The organism is Octadecabacter arcticus 238, from assembly GCF_000155735.2.
Lineage (GTDB): Bacteria > Pseudomonadota > Alphaproteobacteria > Rhodobacterales > Rhodobacteraceae > Octadecabacter > Octadecabacter arcticus.
Genome location: NC_020908.1, coordinates 4,919,401 through 4,937,974, shown reverse-complemented (window position 1 = coordinate 4,937,974; position 18,574 = coordinate 4,919,401). Strand labels below are relative to the sequence as shown.

The 18,574-nt window shown below is 54.1% G+C and carries 13 protein-coding genes and 6 pseudogenes; 9 read left to right on the top strand and 10 right to left on the bottom strand.

The annotated features are described in order from the left end of the window. Positions 1-27: 27 nt before the first annotated feature. The 5 genes from OA238_RS35330 to OA238_RS25485 form a co-directional block, all read right to left on the bottom strand. Positions 28-465 carry a fimbrial biogenesis chaperone gene (locus tag OA238_RS35330; RefSeq protein ID WP_015497408.1) on the bottom strand — a complete coding sequence of 146 codons (438 nt, stop codon included), beginning with the start codon at positions 463-465 and terminating at the stop codon, positions 28-30. Positions 466-484: 19 nt separating this feature from the next. Further along, entirely contained in the window at positions 485-892 is a 408-nt protein-coding gene (locus OA238_RS25500; RefSeq protein ID WP_015497407.1) for a spore coat protein U domain-containing protein, read from the bottom strand. Between the two features lie 144 nt (positions 893-1,036). Beyond that, a complete protein-coding gene (locus OA238_RS25495; RefSeq protein WP_015497406.1) occupies positions 1,037-1,531 on the bottom strand; it encodes a spore coat protein U domain-containing protein in 495 nt (164 codons plus the stop codon). Between the two features lie 233 nt (positions 1,532-1,764). Then, positions 1,765-2,250, bottom strand: a complete 486-nt coding sequence (locus OA238_RS25490) for a recombinase family protein (RefSeq protein WP_015497405.1) — start codon at positions 2,248-2,250, stop codon at positions 1,765-1,767. 199 nt (positions 2,251-2,449) lie between these two features. Next, positions 2,450-3,478, bottom strand: a complete 1,029-nt coding sequence (locus OA238_RS25485; protein WP_015497404.1) for an IS110 family RNA-guided transposase — start codon at positions 3,476-3,478, stop codon at positions 2,450-2,452. A 294-nt stretch (positions 3,479-3,772) separates the two neighbouring features. Here OA238_RS25485 and OA238_RS25480 point away from each other — a divergent pair, with 294 nt between their 5' ends. Next, entirely contained in the window at positions 3,773-4,903 is a 1,131-nt protein-coding gene (locus tag OA238_RS25480) for an ISAs1 family transposase (RefSeq protein ID WP_015497403.1), read from the top strand. A 294-nt stretch (positions 4,904-5,197) separates the two neighbouring features. Here OA238_RS25480 and OA238_RS30960 read toward each other — a convergent pair. Next, positions 5,198-5,380: pseudogene (locus tag OA238_RS30960) on the bottom strand (IS6 family transposase); the annotation flags it as partial. Between the two features lie 212 nt (positions 5,381-5,592). Here OA238_RS30960 and OA238_RS25470 point away from each other — a divergent pair. Further along, positions 5,593-6,569 (top strand): annotated as a pseudogene (locus OA238_RS25470) (IS1595 family transposase). 229 nt (positions 6,570-6,798) lie between these two features. On the opposite strand, the gene OA238_RS25465 reads toward OA238_RS25470, so the two are convergent. After that, the gene (locus OA238_RS25465; protein ID WP_015497401.1) at positions 6,799-9,198 is read right to left on the bottom strand and encodes a calcium-binding protein; all 2,400 of its coding nucleotides are present in this window, start codon (positions 9,196-9,198) and stop codon (positions 6,799-6,801) included. A gap of 490 nt (positions 9,199-9,688) precedes the next feature. Here OA238_RS25465 and OA238_RS25460 point away from each other — a divergent pair. The 5 genes and pseudogenes from OA238_RS25460 to OA238_RS25430 all read left to right on the top strand — a co-directional run. Further along, positions 9,689-9,955, top strand: a pseudogene (locus tag OA238_RS25460) (IS256 family transposase); the annotation flags it as partial. Positions 9,956-10,030: 75 nt separating this feature from the next. Continuing rightward, a protein-coding gene (locus tag OA238_RS30955) for an IS3 family transposase (protein WP_085982788.1) occupies positions 10,031-11,522 on the top strand; the annotation gives its coding sequence in 2 pieces (ribosomal slippage) (positions 10,031-10,458 and positions 10,457-11,522; 1,494 coding nt in all). A 43-nt stretch (positions 11,523-11,565) separates the two neighbouring features. Further along, positions 11,566-12,327 (top strand): annotated as a pseudogene (locus OA238_RS25445) (IS256-like element ISOan3 family transposase); the annotation flags it as partial. 71 nt (positions 12,328-12,398) lie between these two features. Continuing rightward, positions 12,399-13,729 (top strand): annotated as a pseudogene (locus OA238_RS30950) (DDE-type integrase/transposase/recombinase). Between the two features lie 32 nt (positions 13,730-13,761). After that, positions 13,762-14,025, top strand: a pseudogene (locus OA238_RS25430) (IS256 family transposase); the annotation flags it as partial. 248 nt (positions 14,026-14,273) lie between these two features. Here OA238_RS25430 and OA238_RS25425 read toward each other — a convergent pair. After that, positions 14,274-15,296, bottom strand: a complete 1,023-nt coding sequence (locus OA238_RS25425; RefSeq protein ID WP_015494757.1) for an IS30 family transposase — start codon at positions 15,294-15,296, stop codon at positions 14,274-14,276. Then, positions 15,235-15,951: a hypothetical protein gene (locus OA238_RS32235; protein WP_144055986.1), complete on the bottom strand. Its 717-nt coding sequence runs from the start codon at positions 15,949-15,951 to the stop codon at positions 15,235-15,237. The genes OA238_RS25425 and OA238_RS32235 overlap by 62 nt, the downstream gene beginning before the upstream one ends. A gap of 213 nt (positions 15,952-16,164) precedes the next feature. Here OA238_RS32235 and OA238_RS34290 point away from each other — a divergent pair, with 213 nt between their 5' ends. Together OA238_RS34290 and OA238_RS34285 are read left to right on the top strand one after the other, a co-directional pair. Continuing rightward, positions 16,165-16,386, top strand: a complete 222-nt coding sequence (locus OA238_RS34290; protein ID WP_044037518.1) for a DUF6444 domain-containing protein — start codon at positions 16,165-16,167, stop codon at positions 16,384-16,386. Between the two features lie 105 nt (positions 16,387-16,491). Beyond that, entirely contained in the window at positions 16,492-17,085 is a 594-nt protein-coding gene (locus tag OA238_RS34285; RefSeq protein ID WP_144055985.1) for an IS66 family transposase, read from the top strand. Here the strand turns inward: OA238_RS34285 and OA238_RS25410 are convergent. Continuing rightward, a protein-coding gene (locus OA238_RS25410; protein ID WP_085982719.1) for an IS3 family transposase occupies positions 17,082-18,574 on the bottom strand; the annotation gives its coding sequence in 2 pieces (ribosomal slippage) (positions 17,082-18,124 and positions 18,124-18,574; 1,494 coding nt in all). The two genes, OA238_RS34285 and OA238_RS25410, sit on opposite strands and share 4 nt — an antisense overlap.

Genomic DNA, 18,574 nt, shown 5'->3' with positions numbered 1-18,574 from the left:
CGTCGCCGTCCCGCCGCGATAAGCAGGCTAGCTGCGAAAACACAGTGGTACGGAATGCCGGAGCATGAACCTGACCCCGTCATCCCGCTCTCGCGGGCCCGGCAGCTGATCGACCAGCACGCGATAGCATTCCTGACCAGTTACCGGTGTCTTAGCAGTGCGGATCAACCGGATCGTGATTTCCTGATTTCCCCTCATCCGCAGTGCCGGTGGACTTGCCACCACATCCCGCGTCGGAATCAGCTTGTTCTGCCCGCCATCCCGAAGCCAACGCATTACACGCACTTGGCCAAGGGTTTCTCCAGCGCCACTCGACTCTACGGTCAGCGTGGTCTGTTGACCCCCGGTGGGCACTGTCAAGGATGTTGGGGAAACCGAAAATCCTTCGGCAACGACTGCCCCGGCTATGGCTATTGCGGTGCCAAGGATGGCTGCGGCGATCGTCGTGCGTACAAGTTTCAACATGTGGATCGATCCCTTTGGGTCAAGGTGCATAGACTGCGGTTAGGACGACGGCGTCACTGTAGGTTCCCTTCGCATAGTCGGTGCTAGGCTGGCTCCGGATATAGAGCGTCACCTTATAAGTATTGGTCTTGGCCACCTTAACCAGCGTGACAGCACCTCTCGTGGCGATATCGGCACCACCCGCTTCGAGGACATGTAGCGTGTAGGGCACCACGTCGGTTCCCGTTCCTAACTTCATGTTGCGCTGGGTGGCCGGCGCTGCATTCTCGCCCATTCCGACCAGAACGGTCGTGTCGGTCAACACACCGTTGAAGGCCAGTGTGACGACCGCTGAGGCCGTGTTAGCCGTACCCACGCTTAGATCGCCAAAAAGAAGATCCTCAGCCGAGAGTGTAACGGTTCTTGTAACTTTAGCACCCACACCCATGGAGCCCGTTGCGGTCTGTGCCTGCGCCAAGTTTGTGCCCGCAAGCAACGATACTGCAAAGACTATGACGGCATGTTTTGACCTCACTGCGCTTCTCTTTTTCTATCAAGGAGGCGTTGGTTAAATATCATCGATCCCTTTGGGTCAAGGTGCATAGACTGCGGTTAGGAGGACGGCGTCACTGTAGGTTCCCTTCGCATAGTCGGTGCTAGGCTGGCTCCGGCCATAGAGCGTCACCTGATAAGTGTTGGTCGTGCCCACCTTAACCAGCGTGACAGCACCTTCCGTGGCGATATCGGCACCACCCGCTTCGAGGACATGTAGCGTGTAGGGCACCACGTCGGTTCCCGTTCCTAACTTCATGTTGCGCTGGGTGGCCGGCGCTGCATTCTCGCCCATTCCAACCAGAACGGTCGTGACTGTTGTCACACCGTTGCAGGCCAGAGTGACGACCACTGAGGTCGTGTTAGTCGTATCCACGCTCAGATTACCAAAGTTGAGATTTTCGGCCGAGAGCGTACAGTTTCTATTAACTTCAGCGCCCACCCCCATTGTGCCCGTTGCGGTCTGTGCCTGCGCCAAGTTTGTGCCCGCAAGAAACGATACTGCAAAGACTATGACGACATGTTTTGGTCTCACTGCGCTTCTCCTTATATCGGGGACATTTCTTAAGTAAAATTACCTTTAAAATTCAAGAAGATAATGTCGCATTCAGAATAGAAAGGCGGGCCATAAGAGAGCAAACATATCCAATCGGGTAGCTGCCTCTCGCCAGCTTATTAATGATGATCAGATGTTGATGGAAATATGAGATGTCCATCTCTTCCTAAAGATGGGTACGTTTGCATAAAGGTACGAAACACGACATAGAACTATGCTTGGTCTCTGACGCGCATGATTGTTTGCCTGCTGGTTTCGAAAAGGCGTGCGATGGCTGAGATTGCCTCTCCGTTTTTGATTTTTTCCTTCACTTCCACCTGCTGATCCGCTGATAGGGCTGATGGCCGCCCCAAAAGCTTACCTTCAGCTTTGGCACGGGCGAGGCCAGATTGCGTACGTTCGATGAGCAGATCACGTTCGAACTGAGCTACAGCGTTAATGACGTTCATCGTCATCTTCCCAGCTGAACTGGTGAGGTCAACGCCACCCAATGCGAGGCAATGAACGCGGATGCCTATTTCTTCAAGTTTTGCGACGGTGGTGCTGACATCGATGGCGTCACGGCCCAGGCGATCAAGCTTGGTGACGATCAGCACGTCGCCTTTTTCCATCCTATCGGCGTCATCGCATGTGTGGATGCTTCCGTTAATGCAAGTTGCTTTTTTGACATTTTTGAACATGTGATCGGGTGCGGTCATGTGTCAGGCCTCGAATGTGCGACGTTTTTGGAAGCCGCGGGCCGTTATGGATAGTTCGCGGATCAGGTCCATTACAAGGTTACGCGCTCTGAGCGCTATGCGATGAACTGGTTTTCCTGTTCCGGATCTACTCGATCATTTGCCCATAAATATCGTACACCTCTCACATCCCAACATACCGATGAATAATGGTTGCTATTTAGGCCGCCGCCATCATCGGATTCCGATAATTCTCTCCTCGTGTCAGCATCGCCCAGATTGAGCGCGCCATTTTGTTAGCAAGGGCAATGGCGACCAGCATACGGGGTTTCTTGGCAAGCATACGCTCAAGCCATGAACCTTTGACCGTGCCCCTAATTGTTGTCGCTTTGATAACAGACATAGCCCCTATAATTAGAAGTCGGCGTATGTCCTTTTGGCCCACCTTCGACGTGCGTCCCAATATTTGCTTGCCACCGGTTGAGTGTTGTCGCGGAACCAATCCGAGCCATGCGGAAAAATTACGACCACACTTGAAATTGCTCATATCCGGTGCAAAGGCTTCTATTGCCATGGCTACAATGGGGCCGACCCCTGGCATTGTCTGAAGTCGCCGCGAGATTTGGCTGTCTTGAGCTTCTGATTTAATTGATTTTTCCAACTGGTCAATCTGATGTTTGAGATCTGCGATTTGAAGCAAATACATCAATCCCAAATCTCGCAGACTTTTAGGGAGAAGCCGTTGAGGATCGTCAACATATGTGACGAGGCGCTTCACATTACACATACACTTTGGCACGATAATCCCGAATTCTGCCAAATGAGAGCGCAGTGCGTTTGCTGCCTGAGTACGCTGCCGAACTAGCAACTCACGTGTTCGAAATAGCGCCGAGCGGGCTTGTTGTTCCTCGGATTTAACCGGAACAAAACGCATATTGGGACGCGACGCCGCCTCAGCTATGGCTTCTGCGTCGGCGACATCATTCTTTTGGCGCTTTACGAATGGCTTCACGTAGATAGGCGCAATGAGACGGGCCGTATGGCCAAGCTTCGTCATTTCGCGGGCCCAATAATGAGCACTTCCACAGGCCTCCATCGCAACGACGCAAGGTGGTTGCTCAGCCATGAATTTAGCAAATTGAATTCGGGTCAACTTTTTGCGGAAAATTGTCGACCCGTCCGCCGCTGCTCCGTGCGCCTGAAAGACAGATTTTGCCAAATCGACGCCAATTAGTGTAACTTCATTCATGGTGCTTTCTCCTCTTTTTGTGGCACTGACCACGTACATTGGCACTTTGATGCCGTCGGGAGGAAGCATCCACCCCATCAAGGTTTGTTCGCTGAGTAACGATAAGGGAGAACATTTGAAGAACTTGATTAATTTTGCACCCTCACTGTCGTTGTGCCCTAATTAATCAGAATTGGGCGTAAAAAAAGTCATTTGTTTTCAAAGCGGAGTTGTCCCTTTATTTACAGGGGAATCGCGTTTGGAACTGAGTGAGTAAAGGATTGCTCTTGCAGGTGATGGCGGGATGGATTCTGGATGGGTGGTTGTTCTCATCGGGTGCTCATCGCCATGCATATTTTTCTATCCGCCTTCGACGAAGTTCCTGATCCGCGCGCCAGTAACGTGCGCCACGACCTTGGTGAACTGCTCGTTATCGCCTTCGTGTCGGTCTTATGTGGATCGACCTCCTGCGCCGAGATGGCCGCATTTGGCCGTGCAAAAGAGAGCTTTTTCAGGAACTTCCTGAAACTCAAGCATGCCATTCCATCGCATGATACCTTCTCGGAGGTCTTCCGGATCATCGACCCGAAGGCACTCGATGCGGCCTTCAGTAAGGTACTTGCCGATGTGACCAAGCTCCTCAAAGACGGTGATATCATCGCGATTGACGGCAAAGCGTTACGGGGTGCGCGCGACCCGGGCGAAAGCGCACGGACCCGCATGATGGTCTCAGCCTATGCCTCGCGGCTGCGCCTGACGTTGGCGACAGTACCTGCCGACCGAGGCACAGAACTCAGCGCGGCCATAGAGGCGCTTGGGTTGATCGATCTGCGGGGCAAGGTGGTCACCGGTGATGCATTACATTGCAACCGCCGCACGGTTGCCGCAATCAACGCAGGCGGCGGTGATTGGTGCCTCGCCCTCAAGGGTAACCAGGAATCCCTGTTGTCTGACGCCCGTGGATGTTTCAGCAAGGGGCACAAAAGCGATCCAACAGCCGTTACGGAAAATACCGGCCATGGAAGAAAAGAAACCCGTAAGGCGGTCGTGGTATCGGCTAAGGCATTGGCAGAATACCACGAATTCCCTGGCCTCAAGGGGTTCGGTCGCATCGAGGCGACCAGAGAGATGGGCGGAAAGGTGACCTCAGAGACCCGCTACTTCGCGCTGTCTTGGGTTCCCACACCTGAGGTGCTGTTGGCCGCTGTCCGCGACCATTGGGCCATCGAAAATGCCCTTCATTGGCAGTTGGATGTGTCTTTCCGCGAGGACGCCGCACGCAATCGGAAAGACAACGGTCCCGGCAACATCGCCGTTCTACGTCGCCGCGCACTCGACGTCCTCCGGCGTGACACATCCAAGGGCTCTCTCTCCATAAAAATCAAACGTGCAGGCTGGGACACCACCTTCTTACGCAGCATTCTCAGTGACTTGGCAACAACATGAGCCAAACGCGATTGCCCTGCCCTTAATTCCAATACTGTACCCTTAATTGGCATACGGTCGAAATTGTGGATAAGTTTTGGTAATTGACGGAAAAAGAAGATTGCGAGCAATGAAAAGATCGCAGAGAGAAGTGCTGCAGATAAGGGCAGATGGTGTAGAAAATCGAGATCTAGAGGGCGTGAAATTACGTCGATAATCGTCGAACTTAGCCTGTGGATATATTGTAATTAAGGGTACAAAAATGCCCAAAATCTTGGCGAATCCGTAGAATCTGATTAATTAGGGTACAATGACAGCGGCGATCAGCGGCGAATATTTCACGACCCAGAGATTCAGGGTGGCGTGATCGACGGACACACCACGCTCGGCTAATATCTCTTCAAGATCACAATAGGACACGGCATAACGTACGTAGAAAAAAACTGCGTGGACGATCACGGCTTTTGGATAATGCGCGCCTTTAAAATCAATGGTCATGAAGGGTTCCCCGCCTGCAGTTCTTTGCAAAAGCATATTCCACGACGGGCCAGAATAAAAACCACCCGTCAAACTTTGCGACAGAACCACTGGAGGTCCATGCAACAACGCCGCTCAAAATACAGACCAAGGCTTATCCCCTTTGCTCCGGCGGCACCTGATGTAGTGCGAAGCGGCTTGCCAATCTAGAATGTTCTGGTATTGTTCTTCCCATGCCAGCCAGATGGAAAAACGACAAACCCATGTCCCGCCCCGCGTTCGACGCCAGGTTTTCTGATGAGGAAGCGTGTTCGCATTATCTGGTGGAACATCGTTGGCCTGAGGGCTTCGTCTGTCCTTCCTGTGGCACCTGCAAGGGCTGGCCGTTAAAGCGAAATCGCGCGACTTGGGAATGTGCCGGTTGCGCACGGCAGACATCCGTGACGGCTGGCACGGTAATGCACAGCAGCCATTTGCCGTTGCGAATTTGGTTTCTTGCCGCGCACATCATCACCAGCCATTCCAACGGCATGTCAGCGCTGCAACTTCAGGCGCAACTTGGCCTTGGCAGCTACAAGACGGGTCGCCATCGTCGCTCGGACCGATGGCGCTTCTCGGCGACCTCCTCTTGCAAAAGCTGCGGCGGTCGATGGTCAACCCTGACCGCAACCCCCTGAAAGACCTTGTCGAAATCGATGAAACAGAGATGCCGTTCCGGTCCCGGCATGATCCCGAGGACCGGCCAAAGGGTGGGCGGAGCCCGGTTGGAAAGATGTTTGTCGTCTGTGCCGTCGAGTTATCAAGTGACGGACATCCGCGCCGTATCAGGATGAAACACATTCCCGACGGCGCGTCAAAGACGCTGCACGGGTTCATTGGTCAGGCTGTAGAGCCTAGCGCTCACATCATCACGGATGGCTGGCTCGGTTACGAAAATCCTCCTGCAAACACGCATGAGGCAAAGGTCGTCAGCGGCAAGAAGGCACACGACATACTCCACTGGGTCCACCGCGTGTTCTCCAACCTAAAAACGTGGGCAAAAGGCGTCTTCCACGGCCTCAGAAAGTGCCATCTACAACGCTATCTCGACGAATTCGTGTTCCGCTGGAACCGACGGCGACACATGCGAAGCGCCTTCGACACGCTGCTGGGGATCGGTGTTGGTCTCGGGCCAGCGACATATCGTGATTTTGTTGAACAGCGCGCCTGAAGGGCCTCGTTCACGGCAAAAGCCACGCCCTATAAACCCACCAGACGTTACAAACTGATCCGATCCGCCTCTAAAGCCACAAGGGCAAGATTCTGCGCCGCGTCAACATGTGGGGCAACCGGACTAAAAGGGATAAGCCTTATACAGACCCGTGCGTCTGTGACCATGCTGCGAACTGAATCACAGGCCCCAAAATCGTCAGGTCAATTCAGGCGCAGGAGTATAGTTATTAGAAGATGAAGTTATCGAAGCCCAGATCGTCCACACCGACATTTTTTATGATTATTTTGTCACCCGCCTGGCCACCATCGAAGTATTGCAGATCGATGACTGTGGCCCAACCGAGGTCCTTAACAGCGTCTTTTACGACGTCGAAGGTTGTCGCGAAAAAGGACAGGTTAATGATGTCGAGCCCAGCTTCGAAATCGTGGACGTAGTCTTTGCCTGTGCCACCCTCAAAGATAAACGTGTCGGACGCGCTGTCAGAAGACCAGTTGCCGCCCCAGAGGTTGTCGTTGCCAGCGCCACCTTTGATCGTATCTGATCCGGTGCCGCCTACGATTTTGTCGACACCGTTGCCGCCCGCAAGCGTATCGTTACCAGCGCCGCCGTTGAGGTAGTCCTTGCCGTCGTTGCCGTGCATTTCATCGCTGCCTGTTTGTCCAAGCATTTGGTCATCGCCAACACCGCCAGCTGCCCAATCATTGCCTTCACCGCCTGTGATATTGTCGTTCCCTTGATCGCCGAACAAGACGTCATCACCGGAACCACCATTCAGTTGATCGTTTCCATTGTTCCCGTGGAGCTCATCATTGCCAGCACCACCACGCAATTTGTCATCGCCACCGAGTGAATCTTCGATCTTGGTGTCGCCGTAAATTAGATCGTCGCCTGCGCCACCGTTTATGACATCATCGCCCAAACCGGCTTCGGCAAAATCATTGCCCTTCTCAAGGTTTATCACATCATTTCCACGCCCGCCAAAGGCTTTGTCATCGCCCCAGCCCGCGTTCATGGTGTCATCGCCACACCATGCAATCAAAGTGTCGTTTCCACGGCTACCTAGTAGTACATCGTCACCACTTCCGGTTTCTATCGTGTCGTCCTTGGCACTAAGCTCTCTGCCATTTTGAACAATCTTGGTTTCGTCGTAGACCCAGTGACCATTCACGTTTGACCATTCTTGGCCAACCATATCAATCGCAACAAGGATGCCCGCGACGTCCTCGGGACATGGTACAACAAGGTCAGTTTCTTCCACTGTAATCGACAAAACTTCCGGCGCGACTTCTTTCACTGCAATCGACAAAACCTCTGGCGCTGCGAAGACTAGGTTATCACCAACAATGCTTTCGATATTTGTGAAGCTGAGCGAACCAATTCGGGTTCCACTAGCGTCCAATGCATAAACTGTCCCTTTCTCGGGATCGTCTAAGACGATCTCGTGCGCGCCAAAATGGTTAAGGTTCAGGACGTCAACGTCAGTATCATCTGCATCTTCACCACCGTCAATTGAATCGCCACTACGACCGTAGATCAAGTCAGACCCAAACCCAGCAAGAATTGTGTCGATACCCGCACCAGCGTCGAGAGTGTCGGCGCCAGATCTACTATCCAGAATGTCAGCGCCAGCCCCTGTAACGATGGTGTCGTTGCCGCCACCAGTTGTGATGTAAAATTCTTCTACAGCAGTGAAGCTTACGATGTTTGCGGCTCCATCACTAAAATTGCCAATATAGCTGACAGCGCCAGTGACGGGGCTGCTTACCATATTTGTCGAAAAGGCAGAGTAATCAACAACAAGCCGGTCATAGCCTGCACCTGTTGTCACGGTATCGGCACCACCAACAACTGATACAATGTCGTCGCCAATACCTGAAGTGACCGTGTCGGCGCCGGCACCTACGGCTATAATGTCATTACCAACTCCGGTGGTCACCTTATTGGCCCCATCTCCTGCATCGATGATGTTATCACCACCCATCGCTGTAATTGTGTCGACAGCGTTACCCGTGGTGATGAAATTATCCCCAAAGCCGGCAGTGATCGTATTGGCACCAAAGGTGCCACCATCGATGTAGTTATTTCCATTTCCAACAGTGATCGTATCAACGGCAACGCCACCAATAATGAAATTGTTACCATCTCCAGCAGCAATTGTATTGACCCCGTCACCTGTCTTGATGCGGTTATTTCCGTTTCCAACAGTGATGGTATCTGCAGCGGTGCCGCCAATGATCACATTATCGCCAGTCCCAGTTACGCCAGCACTGATCGTGTTGGCCCCGTCACCCGCATTGACATAGTTGTTACCGTTTCCAATCGCGATGGTATCGGCACCGGCACCTGAAATGATCGTGTTGTTGCCAGTACCAGCTGTGATCGTGTTAGCACCTGCACCTGCATCTATTAGGTTATCTTCGTTTCCAACAGTTATGGTATCTGCAGCGGCACTAAGAACGGTAAAGTTACCATCTACAACGAATGCCGCTTCATCCCCAAAATTTTCGGTGAGCTTGATTGTATCGCCCAGTTGCGCCGACGCTATGGCCGCATCAATGGTTGAGTACGTAAGCGGCACCACTGAATCATTTGTTTCGTCATTGGTCAAAACTGTAAAAGTGGTCATTGTGGTTTTCCTTACTAGGTACAAGGGCACGCTCTGAACGCGGCTATTTCTCCACTTTAGTATTTCGGAATGCTCAAAAAACAAACGCAGCAAGGGAGTAAATCATGTACCCTTACGGATAGATGGCTTTACGGACTTTGAAGTGTGTTTCAAGTTGATCTTGAACCTTTGACAGCCAGGCATCCGTGACGTGGTCAAATTCTAAATTATGAATATCAATGATTTGTCTGCTTTCCTGCAACGGAGCCCGCGCGGTCATGTGCAGCTGTAGGTCTTTATGAGACAAACCCAGATGAGGCAAAACGTTAGTGTAGGGACGTTACTCGGGGCGCTTGCGTTTTTTCTTGATCGTAGTGACCTCGCTCTCTTCAATAATTTCCGCAATGACTTTGGGGAATGTCCCGAAGAATGTTGAAATTTTAATTTAGGGTGGCGTTGCTTCCCCTGAGCCGTAGGCTCTGGGTGTTTAATCGCAAAAGGAAGCAACACCATGAAGAAGACTATCACAGCAAGCGCTGGACTTGCCAGCGCGTCGAATGTTCATCAACTCGTGGAAACAGCCTGGGACAAAGTTGGCGAGAGCTTCGAGCAGTTCTGCCTGACGGCGGGCGTCGCCAGTCTGGTTCAGATGTTTGGTGAGGACGCAGATACGCTGGCGGGTGGCCGATACGAGCATTGCACTGACAAGCCTGGCCACAGATGGGGCACCGCGAAAGGTCAGGTTGGGTTCCATGGTGGGAAGATTGAGCTGGAGCGCCCCCCCTCCGTGCCAATAAGCGTGAGACAATTGACTGGCTAAAGTTTACACTTGAGGGCGTAGGAGAACGAACCCATGGTTATGCCTTCACAATCACCACTTTCGCCAGATGCTGGATCTGGAGCCGTTTTGGCCCCGACGTCGCCTCCCCGCGTTGTTAATGCGCCGTTGGCTCCCACAGCGGAACTGACGAGCATCCCGAAGCGACGCAACTTCACAGCCAAATACAAACTGCGCATTCTGGATGAGACGGACCAAGTGGCAGACACTGGCGGGGTTTCCGCCATTCTACGGCGGGAGGGGCTTTATTCCTCTGCACTGACCGATTGGCGCCGTGCGCGGGCGGCCGGCACATTGGGTGCATTGCAGCCAATGCGCCGTGGCCCACAAAAGGCACCTGCCAATCCATTGCAAGCTGAGCTGACCAAGGCCAACCGTGAGGTGACAGCCTTACGGCGCCGTCTGGATCAGGCGGAAGCCATCATTGCCATCCAAAAAAAGTGGCGGGACTTCTGGACGAGATGGAGCAGACGCAAGAGCGCAGCGGCAAATCATGATGGCCGTCGCGATTGCATTGCCCACCGGCAGCGGCTTGACCTCGGCTGTCTGCGCCGCGCTATCATTATCGCGCACGAGCGTTCTTCGACAGCGTGCGGCGCTGACGGCACCACCACGCACACGCCCACCGCGCGCAGCGTCTTCGCGGGCTCTGCCGGAAAGGGAAAGAGACCAGGTATTGCACCACCTGCGCGAACCCCGCTTTGCGGATCAGACGCCCACAGAGGTCTTTGCCACCTTGCTGGATGAAGGCACCTATCTGTGTTCAATCCGCACGATGTATCGGATATTGGCCGCGCAGGGCGAAGTTGGCGAACGCCGCCGACAGCGCACACATCCCGTCTATCAAAAGCCTGAACTTCTAGCTGAAGCCCCCAATCAGGTCTGGTCTTGGGACATCACCAAGCTGAGGGGCCCGGTGAAATGGTCCTACTTCTATCTCTATGTCATCCTCGACATCTTCAGCCGCCACGTTGTTGGCTGGCGCGTCGAGCACGCGGAGAGCGCCAGCCAGTTCAAAGAGCTGTTCATCGACGCGATGGAAAAACACGAGGTTCCACGCGATCAGCTGACATTGCATGCAGATCGCGGTGGGCCCATGAAGGCAAAGACGACAGCCCTGATGCTGGTTGATCTTGGTGTGCTCAAGTCCCACAGTCGGCCCCACACCTCAAACGACAACCCGTTCTCCGAAGCCCACTTCAAAACACTGAAATATCAGCCAGAGTTCCCCAAGAACTTTGAAACCATCGAGCAGGCTCGCGCATTCTGCCGCAGGTTCTTTGCATGGTATAACCAAGACCATCATAACGCCGGGATTGGTCTGATGACGCCCGACCAAATCCATTTTGGGCAGGCCCAAGAAATCTACACCGCGCGACAAGCAACACTAGACGCGGCATTCCTCGCCACGCCCGAACGCTTCGTACACAAACCACCAAAACCGCCTCAAATCCCGACCGCCGTCTGGATCAACCCACCAAAACCAACCGAAGAAACCCAAGCCTAAAGTCCAAAAGCCACTGTCTCAAAGTCGTTGACACGTTCCGCCCCGTGTGCGCGATAAAGTGACCGGTAAAGAGATTGTCCTGCCGAGCTGGGAAGAGGCCTCCTCGGGTGGCTTCCTTGAACAATGGGCAATGAGCCTAATGTTGATGAATGTTTCCACCCGTAAGTATGACCGAGCTGTACGGCTGCCCGAAGCGAAGGTGCCTAATAAGGCAGGGAGCGGGCTGTCCAGGTCAGCAGTTTCGCGTCGCTTCAAAGCACTCACCCAAGCGCGCCTGGATGAGTGGATGTCATCTGATCTATCGGAGCTTGACCTTGTAGCGATCCAGATCGACGGGCTGCATTTGGACGATCATTTGTTGGTGCTTGCGGCCGTGGGTGTGGAGGTTTCAGGCGAAAAGCACCCTCTGGGCGTCATTGAAGGGGCGACCGAGAACGCCGCGACGGTTCAGGCGCTTTTGGACAATCTGATAGAGCGTGGGCTCGATCCAGCGGGCTGCTATTTGTTCATCGTAGATGGGGCTAAGGCACTGACCAAGGCAATTCGGCGCACATTTGGTGCCGATATTCCCATCCAAAGATGCCAGATACACAAGGCCCGCAACATAACTGACAGGCTTCCTCCTAAGCTGCACGCCTCCGTACGCCGCGCGCTGAAGCAAGCATGGGAGCTTGATGATGCCGACAAAGCCGAGCGGTTGATGCGGAATCTTGCCCAGCGACTAGAGCTTGAGGCTCCGGACGTTTCAAAGTCGATCCTTGAGGGCCTAGACGAAATTCTAACTGTTGTTAGGTTGGGGCTACCCCCTCCGTGCCAATAAGCGTGAGACAATTGACTGGCTAAAGTTTACACTTGAGGGCGTAGGAGAACGAACCCATGGTTATGCCTTCACAATCACCACTTTCGCCAGATGCTGGATCTGGAGCCGTTTTGGCCCCGACGTCGCCCCCGCGTTGTTAATGCGCCGTTGGCTCCCACAGCGGAACTGACGAGCATCCCGAAGCGACGCAACTTCACAGCCAAATACAAACTGCGCATTCTGGATGAGACGGACCAAGTGGCAGACACTGGCGGGGTTTCCGCCATTCTACGGCGGGAGGGGCTTTATTCCTCTGCACTGACCGATTGGCGCCGTGCGCGGGCGGCCGGCACATTGGGTGCATTGCAGCCAATGCGCCGTGGCCCACAAAAGGCACCTGCCAATCCATTGCAAGCTGAGCTGGCCAAGGCCAACCGTGAGGTGACAGCCTTGCGGCGCCGTCTGGATCAGGCGGAAGCCATCATTGCCATCCAAAAAAAAGTGGCGGGACTTCTGGACGAGATGGAGCAGACGCAAGAGCGCAGCGGCAAATCATGATGGCCGTCGCGATTGCATTGCCCACCGGCAGCGGCTTGACCTCGGCTGTCTGCGCCGCGCTATCATTATCGCGCGCGAGCGTTCTTCGACAGCGTGCGGCGCTGACGGCACCACCACGCACACGCCCACCGCGCGCAGCGTCTTCGCGGGCTCTGCCGGAAAGGGAAAGAGACCAGGTATTGCACCACCTGCGCGAACCCCGCTTTGCGGATCAGACGCCCACAGAGGTCTTTGCCACCTTGCTGGATGAAGGCACCTATCTGTGTTCAATCCGCACGATGTATCGGATATTGGCCGCGCAGGGCGAAGTTGGCGAACGCCGCCGACAGCGCACACATCCCGTCTATCAAAAGCCTGAACTTCTAGCTGAAGCCCCCAATCAGGTCTGGTCTTGGGACATCACCAAGCTGAGGGGCCCGGTGAAATGGTCCTACTTCTATCTCTATGTCATCCTCGACATCTTCAGCCGCCGCGTTGTTGGCTGGCGCGTCGAGCACGCGGAGAGCGCCAGCCAGTTCAAAGAGCTGTTCATCGACGCGATGGAAAAACACTGAAATATCAGCCAGAGTTCCCCAAGAACTTTGAAACCATCGAGCAGGCTCGCGCATTCTGCCGCAGGTTCTTTGCATGGTATAACCAAGACCATCATCACGCCAGGATTGGTCTGATGACGCCCGACCAAATCCATTTTGGGCAGGCCCAAGAAATCTACACCGCGCGACAAGCAACACTAGACGCGGCATTCCTCGCCACGCCCGAACGCTTCGTACACAAACCACCAAAACCGCCTCAAATCCCGACCGCCGTCTGGATCAACCCACCAAAACCAACCGAAGAAACCCAAGCCTAAAGTCCAAAAGCCACTGTCTCAAAGTCGTTGACACGTTCCGACCTGTGGAATTGAGACGCTCATTGGCCAGCACCAACATCATTGAATCTATGAACAGCGTGATCCGACAGGTCTGTCGAAACGTCAAACGCTGGCGCGATGCAAAAATGGCGCTGCGCTGGACAGGGGCTGGTATGCTGGAAGCCGCGAAAGGCTTCCGCCGCCTAAAGGCCTACAAGCAACTCCCCATTCTCAAGCAAGCTTTGCTAGATCATCGCAATACCGTAACGCTTGACCAAATCAAGGACGTCGCCTAACCATCAATCAAGCAGCGCCACTCGCCCGATTTTCAACATCGTACGGGACATCCCCATGACTTTGTCAGCATCTAATTGGTGATCATTTATAAGCCGGAGATACATGTTGTCGAGGTCACGAGTAGCAGCATCGGCCCCTTTCATGGTTTGCAAACAAACCACTGTCAGGCAATGGACTCACCCATGTTACCTGACCTACTCGATCAGATCCCACCGGACCAAGAGATTGGCACTGTCACAGCTTGGATTCAAACATCAAGTGCAACGGTTGATTTGAAGGCCGCGATTTCGTCGGCCATGGCTTCAGCGGGTGTTCTCCAACCGAGAGTTTTTCTCGGACGGTTGTTCATCAGGTTTGCAACGTCGTTCAGCCATGTTTGGCTTGCACCGTTCAGGTCAGTTCCTTTGGGCATGTACTGACGCAGCAGTCCGTTGGTGTTCTCGTTGCTGCCACGCTGCCAAGGCGCATGCGGATCGCAGAACCAGATATCGATCTTCAACCGTCTGGCGAGTTCGGGGTGGCAGGCCATTTCGGAGCCGCGGTCGTAGGTCATGCTCTTGCGCAAAGCAGCGGGTAGTCGTCTCATCTGGCGGGTGAAGCTGTCGAGCGCGGCCTCGGCCCCATTGCCGTCCATTTTGCAAAGAATGACAAAGCGTGTCTTGCGCTCGACCAAGGTCCCCACTGACGAGCGATTGAATGCGCCCTTGATGAGGTCGCCCTCCCAATGGCCTGGTACCAGTCGCGCTTCGATCTCTTCAGGGCGATTGATAATGCGCAATGATTCCGGGACCATAGCACTGCCCGCCGCTGTCCTGCGCTTGAGCCCACGCTTAGGCTTCGCTTGACGCAACGCCTCGATCATCGCCGCCTTCAGCCCACCACGTGGCTGCGCGTAAATCGCGGCATAGATGGTCTCATGGCTCACATGGGCGGATGGATCATCAGGCTTCATGAGACGCAGTCTCTGCGCAATCTGCTCAGGCGACCAGTGCAGATGTACGAGCTTGCCATGAACAAAACGATAAAGATCGCTCCCCTCCACAAGCTTGCGCTCGCGGCGGCAGCGCGCACGCCGGGCATCATAGGCCTGCCGCGCCGCTTGCGGGCAATAGCTGCCGTCTTCCTGCCGACCTCGCGCCAGCTCACGGCAGATCGTGCTCGCCGGGCGATGCAAAAGCTGGCCGATCAACCGCTGACTGCTGCCCCTATTATGCTCGGCTAATATCACGCCACGGTCCTCGCTGCTGAGGTGCTTGCTTCGTATGTCCATCACAACATCCTATGCCCAAAGGGCTCTGAGTGTTGCATTTGAAACTTGAGCCTAAGCTATTACCACTCTGAGTAGCCTTATTATTAGTACGTCGAGTAGGTTTAAGGCCATGTTGCCGTGCAAATTCAATTGCTTGATAACGAAACTGTTCACTTAAGCTAGTGACCTTAGGTCGACCTGCATTCTTTTTCTCGTTTTCTTGAGGGTTTATTAGATGTTCAACTAAAAACTCTTTCAGATCATCTGTCAGCTTTTCATCGTTGGAAATTTTCAGAGCAACACCAAAAAGAAGAGTGTTACGCGATGCTATTACAGTAGATGCTTCCTCTAAAAGTTCAGCTTCCCTAAAGCGAAGATCATGTCTTACTAATTCAATGATCTGATCCAGTTTAGAAGGATCATTCTTGAAGCTTTTTGATGGATCAAACTGCGCATCAGCTGTTCCATTATTACCAATCGCAATTCCCTCACCAAAGGCGAATATATCCCATAATTTGCTTTGTTCTAATAAAAAACCTTCAACACGCTTACGAATCTCAAGCGACTCAAGACCTTGGGGCTTTTTCCCAACGGTTGAATATAACTCTCGTGTTTTCTGTAGTTTGTGCTTTAGCTCAGATGCTTTTGTCTTGTTTGTCTTAATCCTAAAGAGCAACAGCTACGTGGATGCCGTCAAGGCTGATTGCGGATAAATAAAATTACAGGATTACTCTTGGTTTCTTCAAAATATTGTAACTCCCAAGCACCCCAGCCGATAACGGGTTTTTGTCAGTTTTGATGTGAGTCTCCTTGACCATTAGGCGCATGAATTTTCTGTTGTGGTCTGAATTTCGTGGCGCTGTGACGATTTCTCTGAATCATTGGTGGAATGGACCAAGTTACTGCTCTTGAACAACTCCTCGCCACGGCTCTGCGCAGGATCGCCGAGTTGGAAGCCGCGTTGGCGAGCATGGCGCAAGAGAATGCGGATCTGCGGCGTCAGTTGGTTAAGAACAGCAGTAATAGCAGCAAGCCGCCTTCGAGTGATGGGTTGAAGAAGCCGGTACCGCGTAGCCTGCGTGGTAAGTCCGGTAAGAAAAGTGGTGGTTAAGTTGGCCACCGAGGCGACACCCTACGTCAGACAGCAACGCCTGACTTTGTGGAGCGACATGAGGCTGAGGCCTGTGGCACCTGTCAGCATGGCTTGACGGCTGGGATGATCAAGGCGGTGGAGAGGCGTCAGGTTTATGACATACCGGTGCCGCGTCTGGAGGTCACAGAGCATCAGGCAGTGATTTATTGTTGTGGCCATTGCCGAGCCACGACGACAGCCACCTTTCCCGATGGCGTGAATGCACACGTGCAATACGGTAAGCGCATTCGGGCGGCGGCGGTCTACTGCAATGTTCAGCAGCTGATCCCCGAGGATCGGGTCTGCCAACTCCTGCGTGATTTGTTTGGTGCCACCAGCCTATGCGCGGCCAGCGTGACCAACTGGGTGAACGGCACAGCGCGTACCTTGGGTGGCGTCGTCGAACACATTCTGGCCCGGCTCAATGAAGGCGGCGTTCGGCATCTGGATGAGACCGGACTTCGTGTTGCTGGTAAGCTGCACTGGCTGCACTCAATCAGCGATCTCGCCTTCACGCATTATCGCATCAGCGCCAAGCGCGGTGCTGTTCCATCCTTCCTGACCGGCGGGACAATTGTTCATGACCACTGGAAGTCCTATTACGCCCATATGAGTGGGGTGGACGCGCACGCGCCGGAACGTGTCAACGACTTTGAGACAGTGGCTTTTGGACTTTAGGCTTGGGTTTCTTCGGTTGGTTTTGGTGGGTTGATCCAGACGGCGGTCGGGATTTGAGGCGGTTTTGGTGGTTTGTGTACGAAGCGTTCGGGCGTGGCGAGGAATGCCGCGTCTAGTGTTGCTTGTCGCGCGGTGTAGATTTCTTGGGCCTGCCCAAAATGGATTTGGTCGGGCGTCATCAGACCAATCCCGGCGTGATGATGGTCTTGGTTATACCATGCAAAGAACCTGCGGCAGAATGCGCGAGCCTGCTCGATGGTTTCAAAGTTCTTGGGGAACTCTGGCTGATATTTCAGTGTTTTGAAGTGGGCTTCGGAGAACGGGTTGTCGTTTGAGGTGTGGGGCCGACTGTGGGACTTGAGCACACCAAGATCAACCAGCATCAGGGCTGTCGTCTTTGCCTTCATGGGCCCACCGCGATCTGCATGCAATGTCAGCTGATCGCGTGGAACCTCGTGTTTTTCCATCGCGTCGATGAACAGCTCTTTGAACTGGCTGGCGCTCTCCGCGTGCTCGACGCGCCAGCCAACAACGCGGCGGCTGAAGATGTCGAGGATGACATAGAGATAGAAGTAGGACCATTTCACCGGGCCCCTCAGCTTGGTGATGTCCCAAGACCAGACCTGATTGGGGGCTTCAGCTAGAAGTTCAGGCTTTTGATAGACGGGATGTGTGCGCTGTCGGCGGCGTTCGCCAACTTCGCCCTGCGCGGCCAATATCCGATACATCGTGCGGATTGAACACAGATAGGTGCCTTCATCCAGCAAGGTGGCAAAGACCTCTGTGGGCGTCTGATCCGCAAAGCGGGGTTCGCGCAGGTGGTGCAATACCTGGTCTCTTTCCCTTTCCGGCAGAGCCCGCGAAGACGCTGCGCGCGGTGGGCGTGTGCGTGGTGGTGCCGTCAGCGCCGCACGCTGTCGAAGAACGCTCGCGCGCGATAATGATAGCGCGGCGCAGACAGCCGAGGTCAAGCCGCTGCCGGTGGGCAATGCAATCGCGACGGCCATCATGATTTGCCGCTGCGCTCTTGCGTCTGCTCCATCTCGTCCAGAAGTCCCGCCACTTTTTTTTGGATGGCAATGATGGCTTCCGCCTGATCCAGACGGCGCCGCAAGGCTGTCACCTCACGGTTGGCCTTAGCCAGCTCAGCTTGCAATGGATTGGCAGGTGCCTTTTGTGGGCCACGGCGCATTGGCTGCAATGCACCCAATGTGCCGGCCGCCCGCGCACGGCGCCAATCGGTCAGTGCAGAGGAATAAAGCCCCTCCCGCCGTAGAATGGCGGAAACCCCGCCAGTGTCTGCCACTTGGTCCGTCTCATCCAGAATGCGCAGTTTGTATTTGGCTGTGAAGTTGCGTCGCTTCGGGATGCTCGTCAGTTCCGCTGTGGGAGCCAACGGCGCATTAACAACGCGGGGAGGCGACGTTGGGGCCAAAACGGCTCCAGATCCAGCATCTGGCGAAAGTGGTGATTGTGAAGGCATAACCAT